This window comes from Microbulbifer maximicatervae (SeqCode) (genome assembly GCF_052468095.1).
Genome location: NZ_CP174332.1, coordinates 3,403,400 through 3,427,413, shown reverse-complemented (window position 1 = coordinate 3,427,413; position 24,014 = coordinate 3,403,400). Strand labels below are relative to the sequence as shown.

The window sequence follows — 24,014 nt, the reverse complement described above, 5'->3', positions numbered from 1 at the left end:
CTGTGATCAGCTTAATTTCCGCTGATTGCAGCCCCCATCATCGATGTTTTCAACTATGCCTTCACTGCAAGATTGGCTCTCCCGTCTGGAGCAGCTGCACCCTTCCGAAATTGAATTAGGTCTTGAGCGCGTCGCATCTGTCGCCGATGCACTGGGTATCCAGAAACCGGCACCGACAGTGATTACTGTGGCGGGCACCAATGGTAAGGGTTCCTGCGTGGCCACTATGGAGGCGCTGCTGTGTAAGGGGGGGCGCTCCGTAGGCGCTTACAGTTCCCCACACCTTCTGCGCTTTAACGAGAGGGTGCGTATCGGGGGTGAAGAGGTTGCCGATAAAGATCTCGTGCTGGCGTTTGAGGCTATCGAGGTTGCTCGCGGTGAGACCAGCCTGACCTATTTTGAATACACCACCCTGGCGGCGCTCTGGTTATTTCAAAGGGCAGGCGTCGAGTTTGCACTTCTGGAAGTTGGCCTGGGTGGGCGCCTGGATGCAGTCAACCTGGTGGATGCGGATCTCGCTATTATCACCAGTGTTGCCATTGATCACGAGGACTGGCTTGGCAGTGACCGGGAAATAATCGGCCGTGAAAAAGCCGGTGTCCTACGTGCTGGGGCGCCTTTTGTCTGTGCTGATAGCAATCCCACCCAATCTGTGCTGTCTGCGGCAGAAAAATTGTCCAGTTCCAGTTACTTTATAGGTCAGGATTTCTCTCTTAATTTGGGAGAGGGTAAAAAAGAACTTTACCGTTTTGGTGAGTTGGAACTTGCGATCCCCCCGATCAACTTGCCGCGCCCGAGTATTGCTGCTGGGATTACCGCGCTGGCTCTGCTCAATGTATTGCCCCAGGGTGGGATCGAATCTGCACTGGCTGAAATTGCCCTGCCTGGGCGCTGTCAGCAGGTTCAATGGCAGGGGTGTAACTTGCTGTTGGATGTGGGGCACAATCCGGCAGCGGCCGAACACTTGGCTAAATGGCTTGCAGATCACCCTGTAGATGGTGAGACCCATGCGCTGGTAGCGGCTATGGCCGATAAGGATTTGGTGGGGCTCTTCGCGCCTTTGCGGGGTGTGGTGGATGCCTGGCACCCCGCAGAGTTACCGGGCAATAGCCGCGCTGCGAGCGGAGAGACTTTGCGGGAAGGTCTGGCCGCAGCAGGTGTTGAGGCAACGAACGCCAATAGTCGCTGTCCAAACGTCGCCGATGGTTTACAACAGCTGCTGCCGACCATTGGTCCACAAGACAGGTTGCTTGTATTTGGTTCCTTCTTTACTGTGGCTGAGGTTCTGCAGCAGATGCGAGACGAAGGTAATGGAGAATTGCGAGGGTAAACCCTCCCGCCGAGGGCGATTGAACGACGGATTTAAGCAGCGCATTGTCGGTGCGCTGGTTTTGGCTGCGCTTGCCGTTATTTTCTTGCCCAGCCTGTTGGACCGGGAGGCCGCAGGCAATATCAGTGAAACCAGCCAGATTCCGGCGGAGCCGGATATACGCCCTATTGAAATTGCCGAGCCGCAACCGGTAGCGGATGCTATGCCTGCACCGGCGCCGGGTGAAGCTTTCCAGCCGGACCTGCCAGAGAACTTCTCCAACCCGAAGGCTCCAGTAGCTGATGAGGGGGAGGGGCGGTTAGAGATCGCCAAGAGTGATGAGCCGGAGGAAAAACTGGCCGCACCGAAGAAGGGAGCCTCGCCCCTTGTGGATGCCTATGGCCTGCCTGTGGCCTGGGTGGTTCAAGTGGCTTCCTACCGGGATGAGTCCAATGCGGACAAGCTGCGTTTGCGTCTGATGAACGAGGGCTACAGTGCCTATACTCGGGCAGTGGATACAGACAAGGGTCGCCTGGTGAGGGTCTTTGTTGGGCCAAAGGTCAACAAGGCCGATGCCCATCAGCTGAAAAAAGAACTGGATACCCTTCTGAAAGCCCAGACCCTCGTGCTTCAGTTCAAGGCCTGATCGGGCCTTTGACTTCAGGTTGCCGCCATTTCAGCCCGAGGCGGATGATGGCAACTCGCTGGCAGACTTCCACTTTGCATTTTTATTCGCAATTAACCGATTGCCACTGCGCCAAACGTCCAGGGAAAGCGGTACTACAAGTAATAAATTCCAATCGGTTGGCCTACGGCTTCACGCGCTTAGTCCCTTCAGTTAGAATGCGCGCTCTTCGCGGCAGCAGCCGCCACGCAGGTAGGATTGAATGAATTGGGCTGACTGGATCATTCTGGCTATTGTGGGTATCTCCACGCTTATCGGCCTTAGTCGAGGTTTCATCAAGGAAACCTTGTCTCTGCTTACCTGGATTGCCGCCTTTATCGTCGCCATGATGTTTCGCGACCAGCTGGCGCCAATGCTATCCAACCTCGTCGACACCCCCTCCCTCCAAATGATTGCAGCTTTTGGCATCCTGTTTATCGGCACCTTACTCGCTGGCGCCGGTCTTAACATGGTGCTCTCTGCCTTTGTTGAGGCAACTGGGCTATCCGGTACAGATAGAGTGCTGGGAATGGCGTTTGGCTTGGTGCGGGGAGCCATTGTCGTGATGGCGCTGTTGATCCTGGCCCCGGCATTGGTGCCGGTGGAACAGGACAGCTGGTGGAGTCAGTCTGTTTTGATTCCCCATTTCCTCGAATTTGAGGATAGTGCGCGGGAGCTGGCGGGCTCCGTTAAGGAATTCTTCGTAAAGTTGTTTTAAATAGAGCGCCAAAAGCGCTCTTCTCGAGTCAATAGGGTCAAATATATGTGTGGTATCGTCGGTATCGTCGGTAAGAGTGACGTCAATCTGCAGCTCTATGATGGGCTCACTCTGCTACAGCACAGGGGACAGGATGCCGCCGGTATCGTTACCTGTGACGATGATCGCCTGAACCAGCAGAAAGCCAATGGTCTGGTTCGCGACGTATTCCGCGCGCGCCACATGGAGCGTCTGAAAGGCAATTTTGGTATTGGTCACGTCCGCTACCCCACTGCCGGTAGCTCCGGCCCGGCGCTGGCTCAGCCGTTCTACGTGAACTCTCCCTACGGCATCGCCATGGCTCACAACGGCAACCTCACCAATGTGCACGAGGTGGTCGATGAGATCTTCCAGCAGGACCTGCGCCATATCAATACAGATTCTGATTCGGAAGTGTTGCTGAACGTGTTCGCCCACGAGCTGCACAAGTTGCACAAGCTGCAGCCGAAAGCCGAAGATATCTTCAGTGCGATGCGCTCTGTACACAAGCGCGTGCGCGGCGCCTACGCTTGCGTTGCCCTGATTGTCGGTTACGGTATTGTCGCTTTCCGCGATCCCAACGGAATTCGCCCACTGGTTTACGGCAAGCGTGAAACCGAGAAGGGCACCGAATATATGGTGGCTTCCGAGTCCGTGGCTCTGGACGTACTGGGTTACACCTTGGTGCGCGATGTCGCTCCTGGCGAAGCGCTCTATATCGAGCTGGATGGCACTGTGCACTCCGAGCAGTGTTCAGATAACCCGTCTTTGACTCCCTGTATTTTTGAGCATGTGTACTTTGCCCGTCCTGACTCCATTATGGATGGCGTATCGGTACACAAGGCGCGTTTGCGTCAGGGTGAGCATCTGGCGGACAAAATTCTCAGCATGCGCCCGGATCACGATATCGACGTGGTTATCCCGATCCCGGATTCTGCCCGCACGGCAGGTCAGACGGTAGCCCACCGCTTGGGGGTGAAATTCCGTGAAGGTATGGTGAAGAATCGCTATATCGGCCGGACCTTCATCATGCCCGGTCAAAAGCAGCGCAAGAAGTCGGTTCGCCAGAAGCTCAACGCCATCGAGCTGGAATTCCGTGGTAAGAATGTGTTGTTGGTAGATGACTCCATTGTGCGCGGTACTACCTGTAAGCAGATTATCCAGATGGCCCGCGATGCCGGTGCTGCCAAAGTGTACTTCGCCAGTGCTGCACCAGCGGTAAAATACCCGAATGTCTACGGTATCGATATGCCCTCCGCCACTGAGCTTGTGGCTCACGGTCGCACCACCGAGGAAATCTGTGAGGAGATTGGCGCAGACTGGTTGATCTACCAGGAGCTGGAAGATCTGGTGGTCAGCTCCAGTGGCGGCAAGCAAAAAATTGATCGCTTTGATTGCTCTGTATTCGACGGCAATTACATCACCGGTGATGTGGACGAGGAATACCTGAACGACCTGCACGCTCAGCGCAATGATACGGCCAAGCGTAAAAAGGCCGACGCCAACGCTTTGTAATTCGTCCTTGGGGGAATATCTAAATATCCCTCACCTGATTTGGCGGGCGGCAAAAAACCGTTTTTTGTAGTCTGCCAATAGTAAAAAAGCGTAAGCGTCCTTTTCTCGCGGCAGAAGAGGGCGCCAGTTAAGATCGTTTCGGTTAAGATGACTGCTTCCAAAAATACTGACCAGGAAGCGGTATATGTTTGAAGACGACGGTTACGCTCTGGAAACCCTGGCGGTGCGCGCCGGCCAGGTTCGCTCACCGGAAGGAGAGCACTCCGAGGCACTTTACCTCACCTCCAGTTATGTTTTCCCCTCCGCTGCAGAGGCTGCTGCGCGCTTCTCTGGCGAAAGCTCCGGCAACGTCTACTCCCGCTATACCAACCCCACAGTGCGTACTTTTGAAGAGCGCATCGCTGCTCTCGAAGGCGGTGAAGCTGCGGTAGCCACTGCTAGTGGCATGGCTGCCATTCTCAGTATTTGTATGGCGTTACTGAAAAGTGGCGACCACGTTATCTGCTCCCGCAGTGTTTTCGGCACAACTACGGCTTTATTTGGCCGCTATATGGAAAAGTTTGGCGTGCGGGTGAGCTATGTCGATTTGACCGATATGGACGCCTGGAAGCAGGCCGTAGATGGGTCTACCAAGCTGCTGTTTATGGAGACGCCTTCCAACCCTCTGTGTGAAGTAGCCGATATCCGCGCGTTGGCACAGGTCGCCCACAGCGCTGGTGCCATGCTGGTGGTCGACAACTGTTTCTGTACCCCGGCACTGCAGCGACCTCTTTCCATGGGCGCCGATATTGTGGTGCACTCCGCAACCAAATTCCTCGACGGCCAGGGCCGGGCCCTGGGTGGTGTTGTTGTTGGTCGCAAGGATGTAATGGATGAGTTGGTGGTTTTCCTGCGCACTGCCGGACCGAGTATGAGCCCGTTTAATGCCTGGGTATTCCTCAAAGGCCTGGAAACTTTAAAGCTGCGTATGCAGGCGCATTGCACCAATGCACTCGACTTGGCTTGGTGGCTCGATGAGCAGGAGATGGTTGAGAAGGTAAATTACACCGGCTTGCCTAAACACCCCCAACACCGCCTAGCGCGGGAACAGCAAGACGCTTTTGGCGCAGTGCTGAGTTTTACTGTGCGCGGTGGTCGTGAGGAGGCTTGGAAAGTGATCGACAATTGTAAAATCCTCTCCTGCACCGCCAACTTGGGGGATGCAAAAACCACTATTGTGCACCCTGCCACCACTACTCACGGCCGCCTCAGTGATGAAGATAAGGCTCGCGCCGGAATTACCGAAAATTTGATTCGTATTTCGGTAGGGCTGGAAAATGTTGAGGACCTCAAGCGCGACCTGATGCGTGGATTATCCCAACTATAAGCGCTGGCGTAAGCGCCCAGCTACCTATGATTATTAGCGGACAGTGAAATACTGTCCGCTGCTACCGGTAGCGTTTGCATTTTGTCGCGCCCCTGCCGGTATGCAGAAATAGCCCCCTTTAGAAAAATTGAGCAGTAATGGATTTGCCGTGCAAAAAATAGTTTCCGCCATAGTGTCTGATATCGGCAGCGTTTTATTGGGTAAAGAGCGCCAGGTGAAGCTGGCGCTGGCCTGTTTGTTATCAAAAGGCCACTTGTTAATTGAAGACCTGCCGGGTATGGGTAAGACCACCTTGGCCCATGCACTCGCACAGGTGCTGGGGCTAACGTATAAGCGGGTGCAGTTCACCAGCGATATGTTGCCGGCGGATATTCTTGGTGTTTCGATATTTGATCGGGAGTCCAGCCAATTTCACTTTCACGAGGGACCTGTGTTTAGTCAGGTGTTATTGGCAGACGAGATTAATCGCTCATCGCCAAAAACCCAGAGTGCGCTGTTAGAGGCCATGGAAGAGCGCCAGGTGAGTGTCGATGGCGAGACCCGCACACTGCCCCAGCCATTTTTTGTGATTGCCACTCAGAATCCGATGCAACAATCGGGCACCTTTGCATTGCCGGAATCCCAATTGGATCGCTTTTTAATGCGTATCAGTCTTGGCTATCCCACCCGGGAAGCGGAAAGGGCTTTGTTTTTGGGGGTAGATCCGAGGCAGCAGCTGGCGAAGTTAAAACCCAGAATTGATATTGCCACACTCGGAAAAATGCAAAGCCTGGTTGGGCAGGTTAAAACTTCTGATAGCCTGTTGGATTATCTGGAGCGATTGGTTTTACAAACCCGCCAGAGCCCGGATTGCGCAGTGGGTTTATCACCCCGAGGCGCTTTGGCCCTTTTGCGCGCAGCCAAAGCCTGGGCGTTGATTCACAATCGCGGCCATGTTTTGCCTGAGGATATCCAGGCTGTGTTGCCGGCGGTGGCAGGACATCGATTACAGAGCGATGGCAGCAACGGCGAGCAGTTGGTTGAGCGTCTAATGCGCCAAGTGGATGTGATTGCGGCCTGAGTCGATGAGTGTAAGTCACCCCCAACGTCGGAACCCTTCCCGCAATCCGATACACCTGCTGGTGGAATATTGGCGTAACCTAATGCAGCGCTGGCTTAGTCGCCGGGCACCGCGGGCCCGAGCGATTACCTTGAACCACAGCCGATTATTTATCCTGCCCACGCGCGCAGGCTTAGGTTTCCTAATAGTGGTGGCATTATTGTGGTTGCTGGGCACCAATTATGAAAACAATCTGGTTTTCGCTCTGACATTTTTGTTGGTCAGCATTTTGGCGGTGCTACCACTACACACCTTTGCCAACTTAAGTGGCGTGCACTTGCGCCTTGTGGATACCCGGGCAGCTTTTGCTGGTGATTTTGCCGAGGCGGAAATTAATGTCAGTTGTGAGGGCAAGCGGGAGCGGGAATGGCTCGAGCTGAGTTGGCCACCGGAGCAGGGCAGTCGCGTGGATTTGTGCGAGCAGAAAAGTGCCGATATTTGTATCTCTATGCCGGTAGTAAAACGTGGGCGAGTGCAGGCACCTCGGTTGAGGATTGAAAGTCGTTTCCCTCTCGGGTTATTTCGCTGCTGGAGCCGCATTGACCTGGATGTTGAATTTTTGGTTTATCCCCGTCCAATTTCTGCGGGCCCTTTACCGCTAGGAGAGACTGTTGCCGAGGGGGCGTTTGGTGAGGTGAAGCGGGGGGGAGATGATTTTGCAGCGCTAAAACCCTATCAAGCGGGTGACTCGTTACGCCATGTAGCCTGGAAGCAATACGCGGCCGGACGCGATCTTTACAGCAAGGACTATGAGCGCAAAACTGACACGCGCTTGTGGCTCGACTGGGGTTTACTCGATGGCAGAGATATAGAGATGCGCCTGAGCAATCTCTGTGACTGGACCCTACAAGCGGAAAAGCAGGGCATAGCATACGGTTTGTGCCTGCCTGGTATTTCAATAGAGCCTTCCCTCGGTCCCGAGCATCAGCAGCAGGTCTTGCAGGCATTGGCCCTGTACCCAGGGCGAGGCCAGTGATGATTGCGAATAAGGATTTATTGCCCAGGGAAAGTTTACTGTGGATTTTTGCTGCCCAGTTTGTCGCCCTTTTGCCGCAATTCACAATGCTGCCACTGTGGGTGGCTTTTGCCTGGGCCTTTGCAGTTTATTGGCGCCTGGAAGTTTTTCGCGGGCGCAGGGATTTACCCGGCCGGGCTCTTAAACTGACAGTGATCCTGTTGACGGTGGCGGGACTGGCTCTGTCCTATCGGCGCTTGTTTGCTTTGGAGCCGATGATTGCACTCTTGGCGCTGTCATTCACCCTGAAAAATCTTGAACTGGTCAGCCGCAGGGATGCCTTTGTCAGTCTACTGTTGGCCTACTTCGTAGCCGCCACTCTGTTTGTGCAAGAGCAAACCATTCCCTATGCACTTTACGGTTTACTGAGTGTGTTGGTAATTACTGCAGCCCTGGCGGCGCAGCTGGGACACTTTAGTGCGCGCCCGCGCCGGGCTTTGGGGTTATCCCTGCGGTTGGTGGCACAGGCCACGCCGTTGATGGTGTTGTTGTTTTTGGTTATGCCTCGGCTGGGGCCCCTTTGGTCTGTGCCGCAGAATACCTCCGCTGGGCGCACCGGTGTCAGTGATTCGATGGCCCCGGGAGACTTTACTGAGCTTTCCAAATCCAGCAAGCCGACCTTGCGTATCTCCTTTGATGGACCTGTGCCCCCGCCTGAGCAGCGCTACTGGAGGGGCTTGGTGTACTCGGAATTTGATGGGCGTACCTGGCGCCAGGGCTATGGTGTTGACCCTCGAAATGGCGGGCGAGTGTATTGGAGAAGTGGGGAGCAGGTGCTTCCGCAAGTGGGTCCCCGTTATCGCTACCAGGTTATCCAGGAAGCGAGCCGCAGCCCCTGGCTATTCGCTATGGCAAAACCGGCTTCAGAGAGCGCGGGTGTGGGAGAGACAACGGATGATCGCCTGGTAAAACGGACCCCGGTTTTCAACCGCTTTTCTTACCAGGTAAGTTCCTGGCCGAGAGAAACCCTGTCGCTCAGTGCTACTCTCAGCAATGCGGAGCGGCGCAGGAATTTGCAACTTCCCAGTTACGGCAATAGCCGTACTCGTCAGTGGATGGCTTCCCTGCGGGACCAGGGGCTCAGTGCTGAGGCGGTTTCCTCCCAGCTGTTGTCGCACTTCCACAGTGCCTTCACTTATACCCTGAAGCCTCCAGCACTGGGCGGCGATACTATTGATGAGTTTCTTTTCGATAGCCAGCAGGGCTTCTGCGAGCACTTTGCCGGTAGTTATGTGTTTGCCATGCGCGCAGCGGGGATACCGGCGCGAGTAGTGGCTGGTTACCAGGGCGGTGAGTGGGTCAGTGGAGAAGAGTACTTATTGGTGCGAGAGTACGACGCCCATGCCTGGGCTGAAATTTGGCTCGACGGCCAAGGCTGGCAACGTGTAGACCCCACAGCGGCAGTAGCTCCGGAGCGGGTGCGCGACGGTCTGGAGAGTGCGGCAGGTGAAGAGTTTATGCAGGACTCCCTATTTCCGTTACACCGTATCGGCATTCTCAGCCAGTTGCGCTTACAGTGGGATATGATCAACTACCGTTGGTATCAAACCGTAGTGAGCTTCGATGCCGATCGACAGCAGAATTTGTTACAGCGGCTATTTGGTGATCTGTCTCCAATGCGTATCGCCCTATTACTGGGGGCGCCGATTCTTGTGCTTTTGTTGGGTATCAGTTTATGGGCGGCCCGCTCCGCAGGAGGATCCAAGTTGGCGCCTGCAGAGAAGCTCTACCAGCGCTTTTGCCGGCGCATGGCCCGCAATGGGGTCCAGCGGCATTCCGGTGAGACTGCAGGATCCTATGCCCGCCGGATTGCCGAGGAAAAACCGGAGATGTCTGGTTATGCCGCAGCAGTGACAGAGGCTTTTGAGTCTGCCGCCTATGGTGGTGACGGCTCTGGGCTGAGAACACTTCGGAAGCTATCAAGCTGGTATTTCTGGTTGCGGCACTCGGTAAATATGACGCCGCACAAGCGTGAGTTGGCAGGTTATTAATCATTGAGTTATTTCGTATCTAGAATGCCAACCCAATTGCAAAGGTTTCTGTTGGGCTATAGCGGCACCTCCCTGGCAACCGGGTTGCAGGTGATATTGCTGCCCTGGATTGCGCTGACGATCGTGGATCTTCCGGCCCTGCAATTGGGGTGGATTCAGGCATCAGTATTGCTGCCAAACCTGGTATTCCTGTTGTTTGGCGGTGCTTTGGCAGATAGGCGAGACCCGGCTCTGGTGTCGGCTCTAGCCTGTTTGGGCCTGGCGCTTTGTCATACCGCATTGTTGTTGTATTTCACCTTCCATGTCCTGAATTTATCCACCTTGATGGTTTACGGAATTTGCCTGGGGGTGTGCAGCGCTTTTTTACAGCCGGCACGGGATAACCTGGTGCAGCGCAGTGCCCGCAACCGCAAGGGGCAGGCCACTGAGCAAGGCGTGCAAAAAACCGTAACCTGGATGATGTTGGCGCAGTACGGCGGCCAGGCAGTGGGAATGTTGCTAGCGAGTCGATTTGACCAGTGGGGCTTGCAGCACTTGCTGGGTGTACAGATTGCCGTTGTGCTAGTGGCTTCATTATTGCTTTTCTCCTTGTGTCAGCCTCAAGAGCGTCAGAAGGCACCAGAGAAGCGACCCCACACCCTGATTCTGGATGGTCTCAGTCAGGCATGGAAACACCCGGTATTGCGGGAGCTGACCGCATTGATGGCATTCAATGGCTTTGTGCATATCGGGGTTTTCTTGGTGGTCTTACCGCTGCTGGCTGAGGACTACGGTCGCGGTGCCGGTTACTACGCGACCCTGCAGCTGGCATTTATAGCGGGCACGGTGATCGCGACGGTGACTATGTTGAGACGGGGCCAGGGGCAGGAGCCTGGGCGGGGAATTTTGATGTGCTTGCTTTACAGCGCTGCACTCTTGATTGCTATCAGCCTGGGGCCAACAAAGTTTGGGTTGATCCTGTTGTGTCTGTGTTGGGGGGCGGTTGCGGCAGCCTCCGCAGGGTTGGGGCGAGGCATTGTGCAATTGCTGGCGCCGGCGGATTATCGCAGTCGCATTATCTCTATTTATCAATTTGCCCTATTTGGCTCTGCGGCGCTGGGGGCCCTGGCTGCGGGTGTTTTGAGCGAGGTTGCAGCGCCTCTGACGACACTATTGTGGGCGGGAATCCTGAGTTTATTGGCATTCGCACTGGTTGCCCTGAGTGGGGCTCTACGGCAGGTTAAAATTTCCGATAGCGAGGTATAGGAATCCCGTAACGACCAAATCCGGTTGAGCCACCATATATTTAACAGGGAACTGCGGTTATGGAGGTGGGGTTTGGTATCAGTAAAAAGTGCCAAATGGTCACAGAGAGTCACGACAAACAGCCATGCGCTGGACCTTGAAGCCGGTGTATTTAGCCTGGATGATCCAAAAGCGATAGCCAAATCCCTGAAGAGTGCAGCTGAGGCCAGTCAGCAGCGCAAATCAGAGCCTTTCCGTTCAGCTATGTCTATGCTCACTTTTTATATCAATCGTGCGGGTCATCATTTGCCTGCGCGCAGGCGCAGAATCCTGGAGGCCGCGAAAAATGAATTGCGTGAGCTTTATGGGCGTCCGCGCCGGCATTGAGCCGGCGCAGGGTAGAGGCGATGAAGTCTTTTAGGGGGCTAGGCAGGGCAGGCAGCGCACGTAGAGTCCGCGCGGGTCGCGGAAGCTCTGCAGTTCGCCGATTGGTGCCAAAACCGGTTGTAAGCTGTTTAACCAGGCGCCGAGTGGCAGGTTTGCCTCAAGGCTGGCGGCGATACGTGCATCCACATTATCGCTCAGGGCACGCAGGAATCTTTCGCCGGGAGTCAGCTCGCGCTGGATCTCTATTACATCGTATTCTTCGATCTCAGCAAGCTGTGCGGCGTCGGCAATGGCGTCGTTGAGATTGCCCAGATCGTCTACCAGCCCCAGGTTTTTAGCCGCGCGCCCGGTCCAGACCTGGCCCTGGGCAATTTTGTGCACTTCCTTGGGGGTGCTGCCACGGGACTCGGCCACAATTCTCAGGAACCTGGCGTAGGTATTATCCACTCCCTGTTGCAGGATACTGGCGGCTGCCTCGGGTAGGGCACGATCCAACCGCATGCTGCCGGCCAGGTCTGAAGTGCCCACACCATCGGTATAAATACCCAGTGCCTCAAGGGAATCCTCAAAGGTCGGGAAGGCGCCAAATACGCCAATGGAACCTGTCAGGGTTGCGGGAGAGGCCCAGATTCGATCGCCGCCGGTAGCAATCCAGTAGCCACCAGATGCGGCCAGACTGCCCATGGAGATAACGACAGGGATATCGGCTTCGCGGGTGGCGAGTAACTCCTGTCGAATTGCTTCTGACGCGAAGGCGGAGCCGCCGCCACTGTCAATGCGCAGAACCAGTGCATCAACTTCTTTTTTGCGCGCCTGTGCGATTAGTTCTCCCAGGCTTTCGCTGCCGATCCTGCCGGCGGGAGCGCGGCCATCGACAATAGAACCGCTTGCCGTGATTAAGGCAATCTTATTGGGTTCTTTCTTGGCGGCAACTTCGCTGAGCTTTTGGCTGCGTAAATAGGTGAGGGCATCGATGGCCTTATAACTGCGTTCATCGTTCTCATCTTCACCAATGGTTTTGCGTAGCTCTTGAACAGCCAAGTTGCGGTTGGCGAGTTGGTCGACCAGTTTATTGGCCAGAGCAGTACGTGCCCAGTCGCCCTCATGCTGCTGCAGTTTCTGGGGTAACTCGTCGATAAATAGATCGATGCTTTCAGTTGGCAGGTTGCGAAGGCCGGTCACCTGTTCGGTGTATTCACTCCAGAGTTCATGCAGCCAGCGCTGGTTATTCTCACGGGAAGCCGGAGACATGTCGTCGCGAGTATAGGGTTCGATAAAATCCTTGTAGTCGCCAACGCGGAACACATGGAAATTAACTTTGAGCTTTTCAAGGGCACTTTTATAGTAATTCCGATAGACGCCAAAGCCGGTGAGCATCACGGAACCCATTGGATTCAGGTACACCTTGTCGGCGTGGCTGGCGAGGAAATACTGCGCCTGGGTGTAGTTATCACCTACCGCATAAATGGGTTTGTCGGCAGCCTTGAAGCGCTGCAGGGCTGCTCCAATCTCGTCGAGCTTACTGAGGCTGCCGCCGACCATATTGTCGAGCTCCAGCACCAGTGCGGAAATGCGTTTGTCCTGTGCGGCTTTGTCGATAGAGTCGACAAGATCCTTAACCCTGATTTCCGCTGGCCCCTGGGAGCCGCCGAAGAAAATCGGTAATCCGCTGGGCTGGCTGAGCTCATCTACCAAAAATCCACTGGGAGCCACGCGCAGGGCCGCGCCTTGTGGGACTACCAGCTGTTCGTCTTTGCCAAAAATTGCGATACCCAGGAATACCAGTATTAACAGGAACACCAGGTTGGTAAACACTCGCCTCAGCCAGGTAATTGAGCCGCCAATGGCACCAAAAAAGCTGCGGAACAGTCCTTTCTCATTGGATGAATCAGTCAAACCTCAAAACTCCTTAGTGCGCTGAGGGGCAAGCGTTGTCTATTTATCAGTTACAAAATCATTAGCAATGTGAGTAGTGCCGGTGGCTATTGCATGCGATGCCAGCGGCTGCTCATCATTGATGAAAAGAATAGGATAAGGCTAAGGACTACCAGTACGCCATCCTGCCAGCCGCGTGTAGGCATCGTTACACCGACAATACTGGCAGTGATATACAGCAAAAGAATAAAACAGAGCCACAGATAGCTGCGATAGTGCTGCTTTAGTAACCCAGGTAGTACCAACAGCAGTGGTATGGTCTGCAAGCACCACAGGAACAATGAGCCGCCTTCGAGGAATAGATTCCAGACGACAAACAGCACTAGCATGCCGATATAACAAATCCAGTTAATTCGCAGCGCTATCTTGAGCTTGCGCTGTACAGAATCGTTCACACTTTATCCTCTAGTTGTCGCCGTTATGTGCATTATCCAGCGTCTGTGCCAGGCTGCCGACTCGCTTGCCCAGTGCCCGGCACAGGGTTACTTCGTCATCGGAAAGCGATGTGGCGTGTTCACCGGACCAGTGTGAGGCACCATAGGGTGTGCCGCCAGTGCGGGTGCGCATTAAGGCGGCTTCGGAGTATGGGATGCCGGCGATTAACATGCCGTGGTGCAGCAGGGGCAGCATCATGGATACCAGCGTAGTTTCCTGACCACCGTGAAGACTGCCAGTGGCGGTAAATACCGCAGCCGGCTTACCGGTAAGGCTGCCATCGAGCCAAATATCACTGGTTTGGTCAAGGAAATAGCGCAGCGGAGAGGCCATGTTGCCAAAGCGGGTGGGGCTGCCCATCAGTAAACCGGAGCAATTGCGCAGGTCCTCGATTGTACAGTAGGGGGCACCTTCGGTGGGTACCGGCGGCTCGCTGGCTTCAGTGTCTGGAGATACGCCGGGCACGGTGCGCAGGCGAGCGGTAATCCCACTGGCCTCTACGCCGCGAGCCAGTTCGGTGGCCATGCGCGCTGTAGCGCCGGTGCGGCTGTAGTAGAGGATGAGGACATAGCCTTCGTTGTCCCGATCCATCAGATCAGCCCCAGTACATTTTCAGGGGGCCGCCCTATCACTGCTTTGTCGCCTTTTATAACGATCGGGCGTTGGATCAAAATAGGGTTTTGAGCCATTGCGTCAATTAACTGGGATTCGGCCAGATCTTTGTCTTTCAGGTTTAACTGCTTGTAGGGTTCTTCACCAGTGCGCAACAACTGTCGTGCATCAATATCCAGTTTGTGCAGCAACTGCTGAATATCCTCGGCAGAAGGTGGGGTTTGTAGATAGAGAACCACCTCCGGTTCAATACCGTTATCCTGCAATAGCTGTAGGGTTTGGCGGGATTTTGAGCAGCGGGGGTTGTGGTAAATCGTCCACATTGTGGCGGCATCCTGTTACTGTTTGGCGTATTCTAACCGAAGAATGTTGCGGAGTTCTAAGTCGCTTCTGAATAATCCCCCCAACGTCCTGCGGGGTTTTCGGGAGCTCCTTAGCTATTTGGGGCAGTAATACTGCGGCCTGGGCGAGATGTCCAGGCATAGAGAGATCACAATGAGAAGCACCGTAAAGGATTGGGGAAACCACTGGCTGCGCTTTGCGACGTCACTGTGGAAACTGTTTGATGAAAAGGATTGTCGGCAACGCGCGGCTGCTCTCACTTACCTGACACTGTTTGGCATAGTTCCCCTAGTGACGGTCAGCTACGCCATGTTATCACTGTTTCCCGACTTTGCCGGCTTGCAGAGTAGATTACAGGATCAACTGTTCACCCACTTTTTGCCTCAGAGTGGGCGCGAGATCCAAAAATATATCAGCAGTTTTTCCGAACAGGCACAGCGTTTGACTGGCGTTGGTATCGCGATGCTGATTATTACTGCGGGTTTGACCCTTCGCGGCATCGAGGGGACCTTTAACTCTATCTGGGACGTCCAAAAAGGCCGCAGCGGGGTTTCGAGTTTTCTTTTGTACTGGGCGATATTGAGTCTCGGTCCAATCCTATTAGGGGCGGGACTGGCGACAAGTACTTTTGTCTTTTCTCAAAAATTTTTCTTGGGTGGAGCTGATTCCTTTGAGGTAACTTCGTTGTTATTCAGGATTCTACCATTTGTTTTCAGCTCCATAGTTTTTACCCTATTGTTCATAGCTGTGCCCAATTGCTATGTCCCGTTGCGCCACGGAATAGAGGGGGGGATCATAATCTCGATTGTTTTCGAGGTTATGAAGTACTTATTCGGCTTGTTGGTAGCGCGGAGTTCGGTCCAGGCAATCTACGGCGCATTCGCTGTTGTTCCCCTGTTCCTGCTTTGGATTTATCTGATGTGGATACTGGTATTGGCCGGCTGTGTGTTGGTGCGCACACTATCGGTTTATCAAGCTGCGACCCAGGAGCGGGAGCATTCTGACCTGGTTGCCCTCCTTATTGTTCTCTGGCAGATGTATAAGAAATGCGCAAAGGGGAGGCCTCTGAAGGAGCGAGATATTTCCCGTATGGGAATCAAGTTTGTTCAGTGGCGAAGGTTGCGGAATATCCTTCAGGCTAATCGTATGGTGACCCAGACTGATCGCAATGATTATGTTTTGCTGAGGGACCTGAATACGGTGTCCCTGGTTGAATTGGCAGGTTGGCTGAGTTCGGATTGGATGCCCAGTGGAATTCCTGCGAGTCTGGATGGATTGCCCTGGTATGGAGAGGTAGAGCAACGCTTTGCCAATGCCAGAGAGTCAACCCGGGAGCAATTAGGTGTCACTGTTGGAGAGTTGTTCCTGGAGGCCGAGCAAAAGGAAGCTGAAGATAAGCCCCTTGAGCTGGGCCACGACGGCGGGACTGATGATAAGCAAACAAACTCTGAAACCGAGGGAGAAAGTGGGCCTGATGAAAATAGTCAAAGTGAAGATGACAAGAGCAGCAGCGGTCACCTTTCTTTTGTTGGTATGCGGAATAAGCGCCTGCGCTAAAGACGATAAATCGCTTCTAGCCATTGATGGGGAAGAGTTGGATGTATCGGGTAAGGTTTTGCTGGTTAACTATTGGGCAGAGTGGTGTAAACCCTGTCGAGAGGAGATCCCGGTCCTTAACCAACTGGCCGACGGTAACAACAATGTCGTTGTTGTTGGGGTGAACTTCGACAATTTACCGATTGCGGAAATACAAAAACAGGCGGATAAGTTGGGTATTACTTTTCCCGTTCTAGTGGCCGAACCGCAAGGGCGCTGGGGGCAGGAGAAGCCGGAGGTGCTGCCTTCTACGTTCATTATTGGTACCGATGGACGCTGGCATAAAACATTGGTTGGGCCGCAGGATAGAGACGACTTTATTTCGGCTCTCAATCTATAGCGAGTACTAATGGAGTGTTGGTAAAAGCCGGCGGGGTAACAGTGGATTATTAGAAGCTCCCAAACTTTATAAAACTATAACTAACACATCTATAGGCTTGTGACGGATCGCTGATAGCATGCCGCCACTTTCCCCTTTTGTTCCGGGTGGGACCCAGACCTTATGCATATCAGTTCATTTGCTTTCCTGCTTCTATTTATTGTTTTTCTATACGGACTTTTTCGCTGGCAGCGAGGCCGTGACTCCCTCGCACCAGCAGTGCTGGCTGGCCTGATTCTTGGGGTTATCTTTGGAGGCACCCTGCAACTGTCTCGCGGATGGGGGGCTGCACCCGCAGAGGTGATACCTTGGGTAGAGATGATAGGGGACAGTTACGTAAATCTATTGTATTTACTCGTGATGCCCCTGGTGCTGACTTCCATATTAGTGGCGGTAGTTAAAGTCAGCCATACCCAGGCGCTGGGCAAAATCAGTATTTCAGTCCTGGGGGTGCTATTGGGAACAACGGCGGTGGCCGCTCTAATTGGCGTGGCTATGGCCGAGCTATTTGGTTTGTCGGCTGCGGGATTGGTTGAGGGTTCCAGGGAAGCTGCGCGAGTGGAAGTGCTGAATGAGCGCATTGGCAAGGTCACAGACCTTTCCATTCCTGAGATTATTACCTCTTTTGTGCCGCGCAATATTTTTCTGGACCTGACCGGGGCTCGCTCTACTTCTGTTATAGCGGTGGTTATATTCGCGGTGCTTTTAGGGTTGGCAGCCTTGGCGGTTCGCCGTGAATTTCCCGAAGAGGGCGCAGCGATTGAGCGCTTCGTTCATGTGGCTCAAGTCTGGGTTATGAAGCTGGTGCGACTAGTGATGGCTTTTACACCTTACGGCGTGATGGCTTTGGTTACCGGCCTGATCGCTAAATCCAGTATGGGGGATATTCTTAACTTATTGAGTTTTGTGCTGGCCTCCTTTACGGCTATTGGTTTGATGTTCCTGGTGCACGGTCTGCTGCTACTTATTAATGGTATCAATCCGCTGCACTATTTCACCAAGGTATGGCCGGTGCTGGTTTTTGCCTTTAGCTCCCGCTCCAGTGCTGCAACTATTCCCCTGAATGTCGAGACTCAGGTGGACCAGCTGCGTACGTCTCCAGCAATTGCCAATTTCTCTGCATCTTTCGGTGCGACTATTGGGCAAAACGGCTGCGCCGGCATTTATCCGGCTATGCTGGCAGTGATGGTGGCAGTGCCGATGGGGATCAATGTATGGGACCCAGTATGGATTGCTACTTTAGTGGCGGTTGTAATGATCAGTTCTTTCGGTATAGCGGGCGTTGGTGGCGGGGCGACCTTTGCAGCCTTGGTGGTACTGCCGGCAATGGGGTTGCCAGTTACTATCGCGGCTCTGCTAATTTCTGTTGAACCTCTGATTGATATGGCGCGAACCGCGCTGAATGTTAACGGCGCTATGACCGCTGGCACCCTGACACAACGCTGGCTCGGCGATGAAGTGCCCGGCCCGGAAGTTGTAGAGGGTTGAACAGAGAACGGTACTTTGTGCACCGATTATTTTTGTCTTCTGATTTCGCCGATTTTTCATAGGAGTCCTGTCAACCAGCTCTAGTGCCTGACGTTATAGTCAGTGCTGTTAACGCATTGAGTTTTTTGTTCACGGAACTGGAGCAACTTATGAATAAACTGATAGGACTGTCAGTACTGGCGCTTAGCCTTGGTTTTCCCCTCTCGCTGCAAGCTGAAAGCAGTGAGGATGATGGACATGATCGCGGCGACCGTATTGAAAATCGTCTCGATCGAAAGGGGGATCGCATTGAAGAGCGCCTCGATGATAAAGGTGATCGTATTAATGAGCGCCTGGACCAGCGGTCTGAGCAGGCTGCCGCTAATGGGAGAGATAAATTAGCTGCACATTTAGATAAAAAAGGTGATCGTATCGATAGGCGCCTGGATAACAAAGGTGAGAAAATAAACGAGCGCCTCGATAAAAAAGGCGAGCGAATAGATAATAGATACGATCGGAAGAACGAACGCGGCGAGCGGACAAAAAAGCACCATCGTAGATCCCGTGACAACAATAACGATTAGTGATTGTTGGTTGTAGCAGGCATTATCTAGTGGGTTGCGGCAAACTAAGGAGCCTCTGAATAATTCCGTGATATTTCTATAGTCTTGGAAGACTGCAGTCGCTAGGCGCAGCCTGCTGATAAAGGGCTTAGTCCTTTGCAAGAGCTATGCAGTAGCTGGGGCCTTCTAAGTCTGTCCTACGGGGATTTCAGAGTGGTTCATACTCTGTGCTGCGACTTCTCAAAAGGTTTAAACACTCCTGTGAAGCCGCGCCTAGACTGTGAGCTGCCCTGACAGCCAAAGAAATATCACGGAATTATTTAGAGGCTCCGCAATAGCCGTAGAAGGATTGCATCCTCGTCAAGGGACCTCAATCGGCTTTTATGGATCAGTTTCTCGCTTCAGTAGAAAAGCGGGCATTCACTATGGCGAAATATGCTGTAGGGGACCGTGATGATGCGCTGGATATCGTTCAGGACTCTATGCTTGCACTCGTCAAAAGCTATAGCTGCCGAGACCGTGCGGAGTGGCGCCCATTATTTTTTACCATTCTTAATAACCGCATAACCGATTGGCATCGTCGCAAGAAAAACCTGTCCCGTTGGCAGCTGTTGAAAGATAAACTTCCTATTAATAGCGAAGGCGATGAATGGGATCTGAGTGAATTTCCCGACCCCAACGGCCGCAGCCCGGATAGTGTCCTAATCGGTGAACGTACGATTGATGCCATTGACCGCGCCATTGAAAAGTTACCTCTGCGTCAACAGCAGGCTTTTTTGTTGCGCTGCGTTGAAGGCTTTAATGTCAGTGAGACAGCAGGGGCTATGGCTTGTAGCGAGGGAAGTGTGAAGACTCACCTCTCTCGAGCATTGCGCAGCCTGCGGGTTCATTTGGAGGCGATGGAATGAGTAATTTAGAAAACAATTCATCGACTAACGAGAAGCGTATACTCGGAGCGGCCAGTGCCGCTGTTATACGTAGAGAGAGATCGCTCGATACGGAAACCCTGGCTGAGTTGCGGCGAATCCGCTCCGCAGCGCAAGATCAAAATAATAAAAAACGGTACTTTTCACTCAAGACCTTGTATCCATACCTTCCAGTTACAGCGGCTTCTGCCGCAGTGCTATTTCTTGCTCTATGGTGGCCCAGTTCTGTTATCAATAATGAAAGTCGTACAGAGCTGCTAGTGAGTGGTGATTGGCTGCTGGATGAAGATATGGATATCGAGATGATTGAGGATATGGAGTTTTATCAGTGGTTGGCGGAGGAGTTGGATGGGCACTCTTCGTAGTGTTTTATTCATCATATCTATGTGTGCGCTCGTATTTCCAGGTACTACCGAGGCGGAGGAAGCTGAGCCTCTGCCGGAGGAATTCCTGTTATTCCTGGAAGAGTGGGTCGATGAACAAGGTGATGTCGTTATCCCTGAAGATCCCGAGTTGGTTCAAGGTCCCGGGCAAACCCAAGAAGGCACCAAAAGCAAAGATATATGGCTGGGGGACAGTCATGATTAAAACCCTGGTCGCAACTTGTTTGATGGCAGCCTCTCTGCTTTGGGCTGGTATGGCGTGGTCGGTGGATTGGAAAAGCCTAAGTGATAGTGATCGCAAGCTGTTACAGGGCATGGAAGAGCGCTGGCCCAACATGTCTGATAGCCAGCAGGAGAGGTTGTTGCGGGGTGCGCGTCGATGGAACTCAATGAGCCCTGAGCAGCGTGACAATGCTCGGCAGCGCTATGAAAAATGGCAGTCTCTGCCCCAGGAACGCCGTAATCAGCTGCGGGAATCTTATCGACAGTACCGTGCCCTGCCGGAAGGCAGGCGTGAGAGTATCCGTGAGGCTCGTGAGAGATATCGGCAGATGTCCCCCGAACAGAGAGAGCAAGTGCGCGAGCGCTGGCGGGAAGCTAGGGGCGATAGGAGTGAACCGCAAAGGCCCAGGGGTGATAGGGCTCGGGGAGAGCGAGCGCAAGGGGATAGACTCAGGGAAGATGGGCCTAGGAGGGATAGGTCCGATGAGAATAGACCTAGAGGAAACCGGCACAGAGAAGACCGACCAAGGGGCGACCGGGCGAGAGGAGATAGGCCCAGAAGGGAGCACGAAAGGGGGAGAAGGCACCAGGATTCTCGGCCTAGGCGTGATCGAGAGGCCAGTGACCGACGAGAGGGTGATGAGGAGACTGATAGTTCATCTGGGGCTCCTGAATAGTGCCCTGCCATTCAAATTCCAACCCTGAGAGGCTGGCTTATCGTTTTACCTCGCTGCTACGCTGGTACGACAGTGTAATTCAGCGTCTATTCAGATCATCTTAAGTAATCTGGCTCCCGTTGATGACTAGCGGGAGATATATCGTGCAACTATACAAACAGCTAATCGCGGGTGCGGCAGTTGCGGCACTGGTGGGTCTAAGTTCTACTGCCAGCGCGGGCCCCCGAGGCTATGCTGCGGGTGGCTATGATTATGCGCGAGTTACCGAGGTTACTCCCGTCTACACCGATGTTCAGGTTGTTACACCGACGACTCAGTGTCGCGATGAACAGGTTGCCTATCGCGAGCCGACTTCCCCGGCAGGTACTGTAGTGGGGGGACTTATAGGTGCTGCAATCGGCAATAACTTAGGCGATCACGGCCACCGTGGACGCTACGGTTATCATCGCAGTCACAATCGTGGCGGCGCCACAATCGCAGGGGCTTTGGTGGGCGCCCTGGTAGGTAACCAGATCAGCCGTGCCAATGCTCCAGTCCACTATGCAACAGAGTCCCGTTGCCATGTTGTAGATGAATACTCTACAAGAAGGGAATTAGTCGGATACGATGTCCGCTATCGGTATAATGGGCAAGTTTACTTGACTCGCACTGACCATCATCCGGGCGATAGAATCCGGGTCCATGTCGACGTCTCACCGGCTCTTTGAGCCCGGTTGAGGGCGGCAGGGAGTTTATAAAGGGTGGAAAATTGGATATCCACAGGAGCCGCACCGTGAAACTGAATCGTACCTTACTTGGCTTTATTGCTTTTACCGCTGTGTTTTTGCCGGCGCTCTGCAGTGCCACGGTACACAGCTACCCCGCTTATGAGCGGGAGAGTTTTCAGCCCCACTTTCTTCGTGTTCAAGGGGGAGAAATCTCAAGGGATCGGGCTGCTTCAATCGTAAAACAACGCTTTGGTGGAAAAATTCTCGCCATTTCTGAGACCAAAAAACAGGGGCGAGCCGTGTATCGGGTGAAGGGACTGTCGGCCAAAAGCCAGGTTTATGTGGTGTTTGTCGATAAACAGAGCGGCCGTATATCCCGCTAGCAGAATAATTGCGAGCCGCAATAAGGTAATTACTATGCGCGCACTATTAGTTGAAGATGAAGCATTACTGCGGCAGCAGCTGGCAGAGTCCCTGCGCACGGCCGGGTACACCGTTGACGAAGCCCCTGATGGAGAAGAGGCACTTTATCTGGGGAGGGAATATCCCTACGACGTTGCAGTAATGGACCTGGGTTTACCCAAAATTGATGGTATCCAGGTTATTGAAACACTGCGCCGTGAAGAGAAGCATTTTCCTATCCTGATTTTAACGGCTCGGGGACACTGGCAGGAAAGGGTCTCCGGCCTGGAAGCTGGCGGGGACGATTACCTGGTAAAACCCTTCCATACTGAAGAACTGCTCGCACGGTTGAATGCCCTGGTGCGCCGTTCCGCAGGTTTCTCATCGCCGACGATTAAAGCCGGACCTATCGTTCTGGATACCAGTGCGCAACGGGTTAGTGTGGATGAAGTTGAATTGGACCTGACTTCGTTTGAGTACAAGGTACTTGAATACCTGATGCTTCATCCGGATGAGGTAGTGTCAAAAACCACCCTGACAGAACATATCTATGAACAGGACTGTGACCGGGACAGCAATGTGATAGAGGTGTTTATTGGACGCCTGCGGAAAAAAATTGATGCGGCAGCCAAGCTTAAGCCTATCGAGACTCTGCGCGGGCGCGGCTATCGCTTTGTGATTCCGCAGTGAGATCCATCAATTTCCCCCTGCTTTCCTATATTCTGGGTTCCTTAAAGGGGCGTCTGGCCCTGGTTACCAGTCTTGTGCTAGTCGGCTTTATTCTTCTTATCTCTGGAGTCCTCGAGCACGCCTATCGCACCTCCCTGAATGAAGCCAAGCAGCGGGAGCTGCAGGTCTACATTTACACCCTGCTGGCGGTTGCTGAGCCGGAAGGTAAAACCCTGATTCTGCCCCCGAGTTTGCCCGAGCAACGCTTCAACCAGCCTGATTCCGGTTTGGTGGGCGCTGTTATTGATCGGGAGGGTGAGATTATCTGGCGTTCGGAGTCAGCCCTGGCAATGCCGCAGCTGGAGTTCTATCCGCTTTCCCAGGGGCAGGAGTCCTATTCGCAGGTATCGGTTCCGGGAGAAGAGGGAAGTTATAGCAGTTTCCGCCAAGGGGTTGCCTGGGGGCTGGAAGATGAAAATTTGTTTACCTTTGCAGTGCTCGAGGATGCGGCCCCGCTACAGGCCCAAGTGGGGCAGTTTCGCTCAACCATGTGGCACTGGTTGGGGTTGGGAGCATTGTTATTAATCCTTGCACAGTGGTTGGTTCTGCGCTGGGGGTTTGCCCCGCTGACAGCCCTGGCTAATGCGCTTCAGGAAATGCAGCGTGGGGGTGCCGATCGATTGGAGGGTAATTTTCCGCGGGAGCTACGCCCACTGACAGATAACTTAAATCTGTTGATTGAAAATGAGCGCCGCCAGAGAGAAAAAACCCGGCATACATTAGCTGACCTGGCCCACAGCCTGAAGACGCCATTAGCGGTATTGAAGGGTCTTAAATTTTCTGGAGATACAACAACCGCCGGCAAGACGCTAACGGATCAGGTGCAGCGGATGGACAGTATTATCAGCTATCAACTGCAGCGGGCAGTAACCAGTTCGCCGAAATCCATTATACGGGGGACACCGGTCGCGCCACTGCTCCATAAAATACTGGATGCGCTTGAAAAGGTGTATCGCAGTAAGCCGTGTGATGTCGAAAGTTCCTGTGCTGAAAACACCCTGTTTTATGGTGACGAAGGTGACCTGATGGAAGTCCTGGGTAACTTGCTGGATAACGCTTATAAATATGGTGACGGGAAATTATCGGTTGCCGTTGAGAATATGGAAGATACTCGCAAACTGTCTATTCAGGTTAAAGACAATGGCCCAGGGCTGGACAGTGAGAAATGGCAAGCGGTTACCCAGCGGGGCGTTCGTGCCGATGAACAGCAACCTGGGCAGGGTATTGGACTTGCCGTGGTAGTGGATATTGTTGAGAGCTATGAAGGGCAAATAAATGCAGCCCCCCTTCCTCAGGGAGGTACGGAAATTACGGTACAACTGTAATTTCCGTT

Annotated in this window: 26 protein-coding genes; 22 read left to right on the top strand and 4 right to left on the bottom strand. The window is 53.6% G+C overall.

Going from position 1 to position 24,014, the window contains the following annotated elements; all coding sequences use genetic code 11:
- The first annotated feature begins 55 nt into the window (after positions 1-55).
- The 10 genes from folC (at position 56) to ACJJIL_RS14900 (ending at position 11,306) form a co-directional block, all read left to right on the top strand.
- Positions 56-1,330 carry a bifunctional tetrahydrofolate synthase/dihydrofolate synthase gene (gene folC, locus ACJJIL_RS14945; protein ID WP_445360070.1) on the top strand — a complete coding sequence of 425 codons (1,275 nt, stop codon included), beginning with the start codon at positions 56-58 and terminating at the stop codon, positions 1,328-1,330.
- Positions 1,311-1,955: an SPOR domain-containing protein gene (locus ACJJIL_RS14940; protein ID WP_445360069.1), complete on the top strand. Its 645-nt coding sequence runs from the start codon at positions 1,311-1,313 to the stop codon at positions 1,953-1,955. The genes folC and ACJJIL_RS14940 overlap by 20 nt, the downstream gene beginning before the upstream one ends.
- 241 nt (positions 1,956-2,196) lie before the next feature.
- Complete coding sequence (locus ACJJIL_RS14935) at positions 2,197-2,691, top strand: CvpA family protein (protein ID WP_282931877.1); 495 nt, start codon at positions 2,197-2,199, stop codon at positions 2,689-2,691.
- A gap of 45 nt (positions 2,692-2,736) precedes the next feature.
- On the top strand, positions 2,737-4,224 hold the full coding sequence (purF, locus tag ACJJIL_RS14930; RefSeq protein ID WP_282931878.1) for an amidophosphoribosyltransferase: 1,488 nt from the start codon (positions 2,737-2,739) through the stop codon (positions 4,222-4,224).
- 184 nt (positions 4,225-4,408) lie between these two features.
- Complete coding sequence (locus tag ACJJIL_RS14925) at positions 4,409-5,590, top strand: O-succinylhomoserine sulfhydrylase (RefSeq protein WP_445360068.1); 1,182 nt, start codon at positions 4,409-4,411, stop codon at positions 5,588-5,590.
- Positions 5,591-5,738: 148 nt separating this feature from the next.
- A complete protein-coding gene (locus ACJJIL_RS14920) occupies positions 5,739-6,650 on the top strand; it encodes an AAA family ATPase (protein WP_445360067.1) in 912 nt (303 codons plus the stop codon).
- Positions 6,651-6,732: 82 nt separating this feature from the next.
- Positions 6,733-7,665 (top strand): DUF58 domain-containing protein, encoded by a 933-nt coding sequence (locus ACJJIL_RS14915; protein WP_445360066.1) that lies wholly within the window; start codon positions 6,733-6,735, stop codon positions 7,663-7,665.
- Positions 7,665-9,695, top strand: coding sequence for a transglutaminase TgpA family protein (locus tag ACJJIL_RS14910; RefSeq protein ID WP_445362009.1), 2,031 nt, complete (start codon positions 7,665-7,667; stop codon positions 9,693-9,695). The genes ACJJIL_RS14915 and ACJJIL_RS14910 overlap by 1 nt, the downstream gene beginning before the upstream one ends.
- A 36-nt stretch (positions 9,696-9,731) precedes the next feature.
- The gene (locus tag ACJJIL_RS14905; protein WP_445360065.1) at positions 9,732-10,940 is read left to right on the top strand and encodes an MFS transporter; all 1,209 of its coding nucleotides are present in this window, start codon (positions 9,732-9,734) and stop codon (positions 10,938-10,940) included.
- A 72-nt stretch (positions 10,941-11,012) separates the two neighbouring features.
- Entirely contained in the window at positions 11,013-11,306 is a 294-nt protein-coding gene (locus tag ACJJIL_RS14900; protein ID WP_413664960.1) for a DUF3175 domain-containing protein, read from the top strand.
- Positions 11,307-11,336: 30 nt separating this feature from the next.
- Here ACJJIL_RS14900 and sppA read toward each other — a convergent pair whose 3' ends face one another.
- From sppA to arsC, 4 genes are all read right to left on the bottom strand, one after another.
- A complete protein-coding gene (sppA, locus tag ACJJIL_RS14895) occupies positions 11,337-13,202 on the bottom strand; it encodes a signal peptide peptidase SppA (RefSeq protein WP_413664961.1) in 1,866 nt (621 codons plus the stop codon).
- An 86-nt stretch (positions 13,203-13,288) separates the two neighbouring features.
- A complete protein-coding gene (locus ACJJIL_RS14890; protein ID WP_444898065.1) occupies positions 13,289-13,636 on the bottom strand; it encodes a DUF2069 domain-containing protein in 348 nt (115 codons plus the stop codon).
- A gap of 10 nt (positions 13,637-13,646) precedes the next feature.
- Positions 13,647-14,267 (bottom strand): NAD(P)H:quinone oxidoreductase, encoded by a 621-nt coding sequence (wrbA, locus tag ACJJIL_RS14885; RefSeq protein ID WP_413664963.1) that lies wholly within the window; start codon positions 14,265-14,267, stop codon positions 13,647-13,649.
- Positions 14,267-14,611, bottom strand: coding sequence for an arsenate reductase (glutaredoxin) (gene arsC / locus ACJJIL_RS14880; RefSeq protein WP_282931887.1), 345 nt, complete (start codon positions 14,609-14,611; stop codon positions 14,267-14,269). The genes wrbA and arsC overlap by 1 nt, the downstream gene beginning before the upstream one ends.
- Before the next feature lie 172 nt (positions 14,612-14,783).
- On the opposite strand from arsC, the gene ACJJIL_RS14875 reads away from it, so the two are divergent.
- The 12 genes from ACJJIL_RS14875 (at position 14,784) to ACJJIL_RS14820 (ending at position 24,006) form a co-directional block, all read left to right on the top strand.
- Positions 14,784-16,187, top strand: a complete 1,404-nt coding sequence (locus ACJJIL_RS14875; protein WP_445360064.1) for a YihY family inner membrane protein — start codon at positions 14,784-14,786, stop codon at positions 16,185-16,187.
- Positions 16,126-16,566, top strand: coding sequence for a TlpA family protein disulfide reductase (locus tag ACJJIL_RS14870; protein WP_413664965.1), 441 nt, complete (start codon positions 16,126-16,128; stop codon positions 16,564-16,566). Before ACJJIL_RS14875 ends, ACJJIL_RS14870 begins: the two co-directional genes overlap by 62 nt.
- Before the next feature lie 162 nt (positions 16,567-16,728).
- The gene (locus ACJJIL_RS14865; RefSeq protein WP_444927243.1) at positions 16,729-18,093 is read left to right on the top strand and encodes an L-cystine transporter; all 1,365 of its coding nucleotides are present in this window, start codon (positions 16,729-16,731) and stop codon (positions 18,091-18,093) included.
- A gap of 149 nt (positions 18,094-18,242) precedes the next feature.
- Positions 18,243-18,656 (top strand): hypothetical protein, encoded by a 414-nt coding sequence (locus tag ACJJIL_RS14860; protein WP_413664967.1) that lies wholly within the window; start codon positions 18,243-18,245, stop codon positions 18,654-18,656.
- A 362-nt stretch (positions 18,657-19,018) separates the two neighbouring features.
- A complete protein-coding gene (locus ACJJIL_RS14855; protein ID WP_444912518.1) occupies positions 19,019-19,543 on the top strand; it encodes an RNA polymerase sigma factor in 525 nt (174 codons plus the stop codon).
- A complete protein-coding gene (locus ACJJIL_RS14850; protein WP_444915972.1) occupies positions 19,540-19,926 on the top strand; it encodes a hypothetical protein in 387 nt (128 codons plus the stop codon). Before ACJJIL_RS14855 ends, ACJJIL_RS14850 begins: the two co-directional genes overlap by 4 nt.
- Entirely contained in the window at positions 19,910-20,149 is a 240-nt protein-coding gene (locus ACJJIL_RS14845) for a hypothetical protein (protein WP_444898060.1), read from the top strand. Before ACJJIL_RS14850 ends, ACJJIL_RS14845 begins: the two co-directional genes overlap by 17 nt.
- Positions 20,142-20,843 carry a DUF3106 domain-containing protein gene (locus ACJJIL_RS14840; protein WP_445360063.1) on the top strand — a complete coding sequence of 234 codons (702 nt, stop codon included), beginning with the start codon at positions 20,142-20,144 and terminating at the stop codon, positions 20,841-20,843. The genes ACJJIL_RS14845 and ACJJIL_RS14840 overlap by 8 nt, the downstream gene beginning before the upstream one ends.
- Before the next feature lie 143 nt (positions 20,844-20,986).
- Positions 20,987-21,550: a glycine zipper 2TM domain-containing protein gene (locus ACJJIL_RS14835; protein ID WP_413664972.1), complete on the top strand. Its 564-nt coding sequence runs from the start codon at positions 20,987-20,989 to the stop codon at positions 21,548-21,550.
- A 65-nt stretch (positions 21,551-21,615) separates the two neighbouring features.
- The gene (locus tag ACJJIL_RS14830) at positions 21,616-21,933 is read left to right on the top strand and encodes a PepSY domain-containing protein (RefSeq protein ID WP_282931896.1); all 318 of its coding nucleotides are present in this window, start codon (positions 21,616-21,618) and stop codon (positions 21,931-21,933) included.
- Between the two features lie 34 nt (positions 21,934-21,967).
- Positions 21,968-22,642, top strand: a complete 675-nt coding sequence (locus ACJJIL_RS14825) for a response regulator transcription factor (protein WP_282931897.1) — start codon at positions 21,968-21,970, stop codon at positions 22,640-22,642.
- Entirely contained in the window at positions 22,639-24,006 is a 1,368-nt protein-coding gene (locus ACJJIL_RS14820) for an ATP-binding protein (RefSeq protein WP_445360062.1), read from the top strand. Before ACJJIL_RS14825 ends, ACJJIL_RS14820 begins: the two co-directional genes overlap by 4 nt.
- Positions 24,007-24,014: the final 8 nt, after the last annotated feature.

What these genes read in the sequence shown, in the direction of transcription:
- ACJJIL_RS14875 (WP_445360064.1), top strand. Translation starts at nt 14,784, where the DNA reads ATGAGAAGCACCGTAAAGGATTGGGGAAACCACTGGCTGCGCTTTGCG.
- ACJJIL_RS14860 (WP_413664967.1), top strand. Translation starts at nt 18,243, where the DNA reads ATGAATAAACTGATAGGACTGTCAGTACTGGCGCTTAGCCTTGGTTTT.
- ACJJIL_RS14870 (WP_413664965.1), top strand. Translation starts at nt 16,126, where the DNA reads ATGACAAGAGCAGCAGCGGTCACCTTTCTTTTGTTGGTATGCGGAATA.
- ACJJIL_RS14925 (WP_445360068.1), top strand. Translation starts at nt 4,409, where the DNA reads ATGTTTGAAGACGACGGTTACGCTCTGGAAACCCTGGCGGTGCGCGCC.
- folC (WP_445360070.1), top strand. Translation starts at nt 56, where the DNA reads ATGCCTTCACTGCAAGATTGGCTCTCCCGTCTGGAGCAGCTGCACCCT.
- arsC (WP_282931887.1), bottom strand. Translation starts at nt 14,611, where the DNA reads ATGTGGACGATTTACCACAACCCCCGCTGCTCAAAATCCCGCCAAACC.
- ACJJIL_RS14855 (WP_444912518.1), top strand. Translation starts at nt 19,019, where the DNA reads ATGGATCAGTTTCTCGCTTCAGTAGAAAAGCGGGCATTCACTATGGCG.
- ACJJIL_RS14845 (WP_444898060.1), top strand. Translation starts at nt 19,910, where the DNA reads ATGGGCACTCTTCGTAGTGTTTTATTCATCATATCTATGTGTGCGCTC.
- ACJJIL_RS14940 (WP_445360069.1), top strand. Translation starts at nt 1,311, where the DNA reads ATGGAGAATTGCGAGGGTAAACCCTCCCGCCGAGGGCGATTGAACGAC.
- ACJJIL_RS14840 (WP_445360063.1), top strand. Translation starts at nt 20,142, where the DNA reads ATGATTAAAACCCTGGTCGCAACTTGTTTGATGGCAGCCTCTCTGCTT.
- ACJJIL_RS14850 (WP_444915972.1), top strand. Translation starts at nt 19,540, where the DNA reads ATGAGTAATTTAGAAAACAATTCATCGACTAACGAGAAGCGTATACTC.
- ACJJIL_RS14910 (WP_445362009.1), top strand. Translation starts at nt 7,665, where the DNA reads ATGATTGCGAATAAGGATTTATTGCCCAGGGAAAGTTTACTGTGGATT.
- wrbA (WP_413664963.1), bottom strand. Translation starts at nt 14,267, where the DNA reads ATGGATCGGGACAACGAAGGCTATGTCCTCATCCTCTACTACAGCCGC.
- ACJJIL_RS14915 (WP_445360066.1), top strand. Translation starts at nt 6,733, where the DNA reads ATGCAGCGCTGGCTTAGTCGCCGGGCACCGCGGGCCCGAGCGATTACC.
- ACJJIL_RS14865 (WP_444927243.1), top strand. Translation starts at nt 16,729, where the DNA reads ATGCATATCAGTTCATTTGCTTTCCTGCTTCTATTTATTGTTTTTCTA.
- ACJJIL_RS14825 (WP_282931897.1), top strand. Translation starts at nt 21,968, where the DNA reads ATGCGCGCACTATTAGTTGAAGATGAAGCATTACTGCGGCAGCAGCTG.
- ACJJIL_RS14935 (WP_282931877.1), top strand. Translation starts at nt 2,197, where the DNA reads ATGAATTGGGCTGACTGGATCATTCTGGCTATTGTGGGTATCTCCACG.
- purF (WP_282931878.1), top strand. Translation starts at nt 2,737, where the DNA reads ATGTGTGGTATCGTCGGTATCGTCGGTAAGAGTGACGTCAATCTGCAG.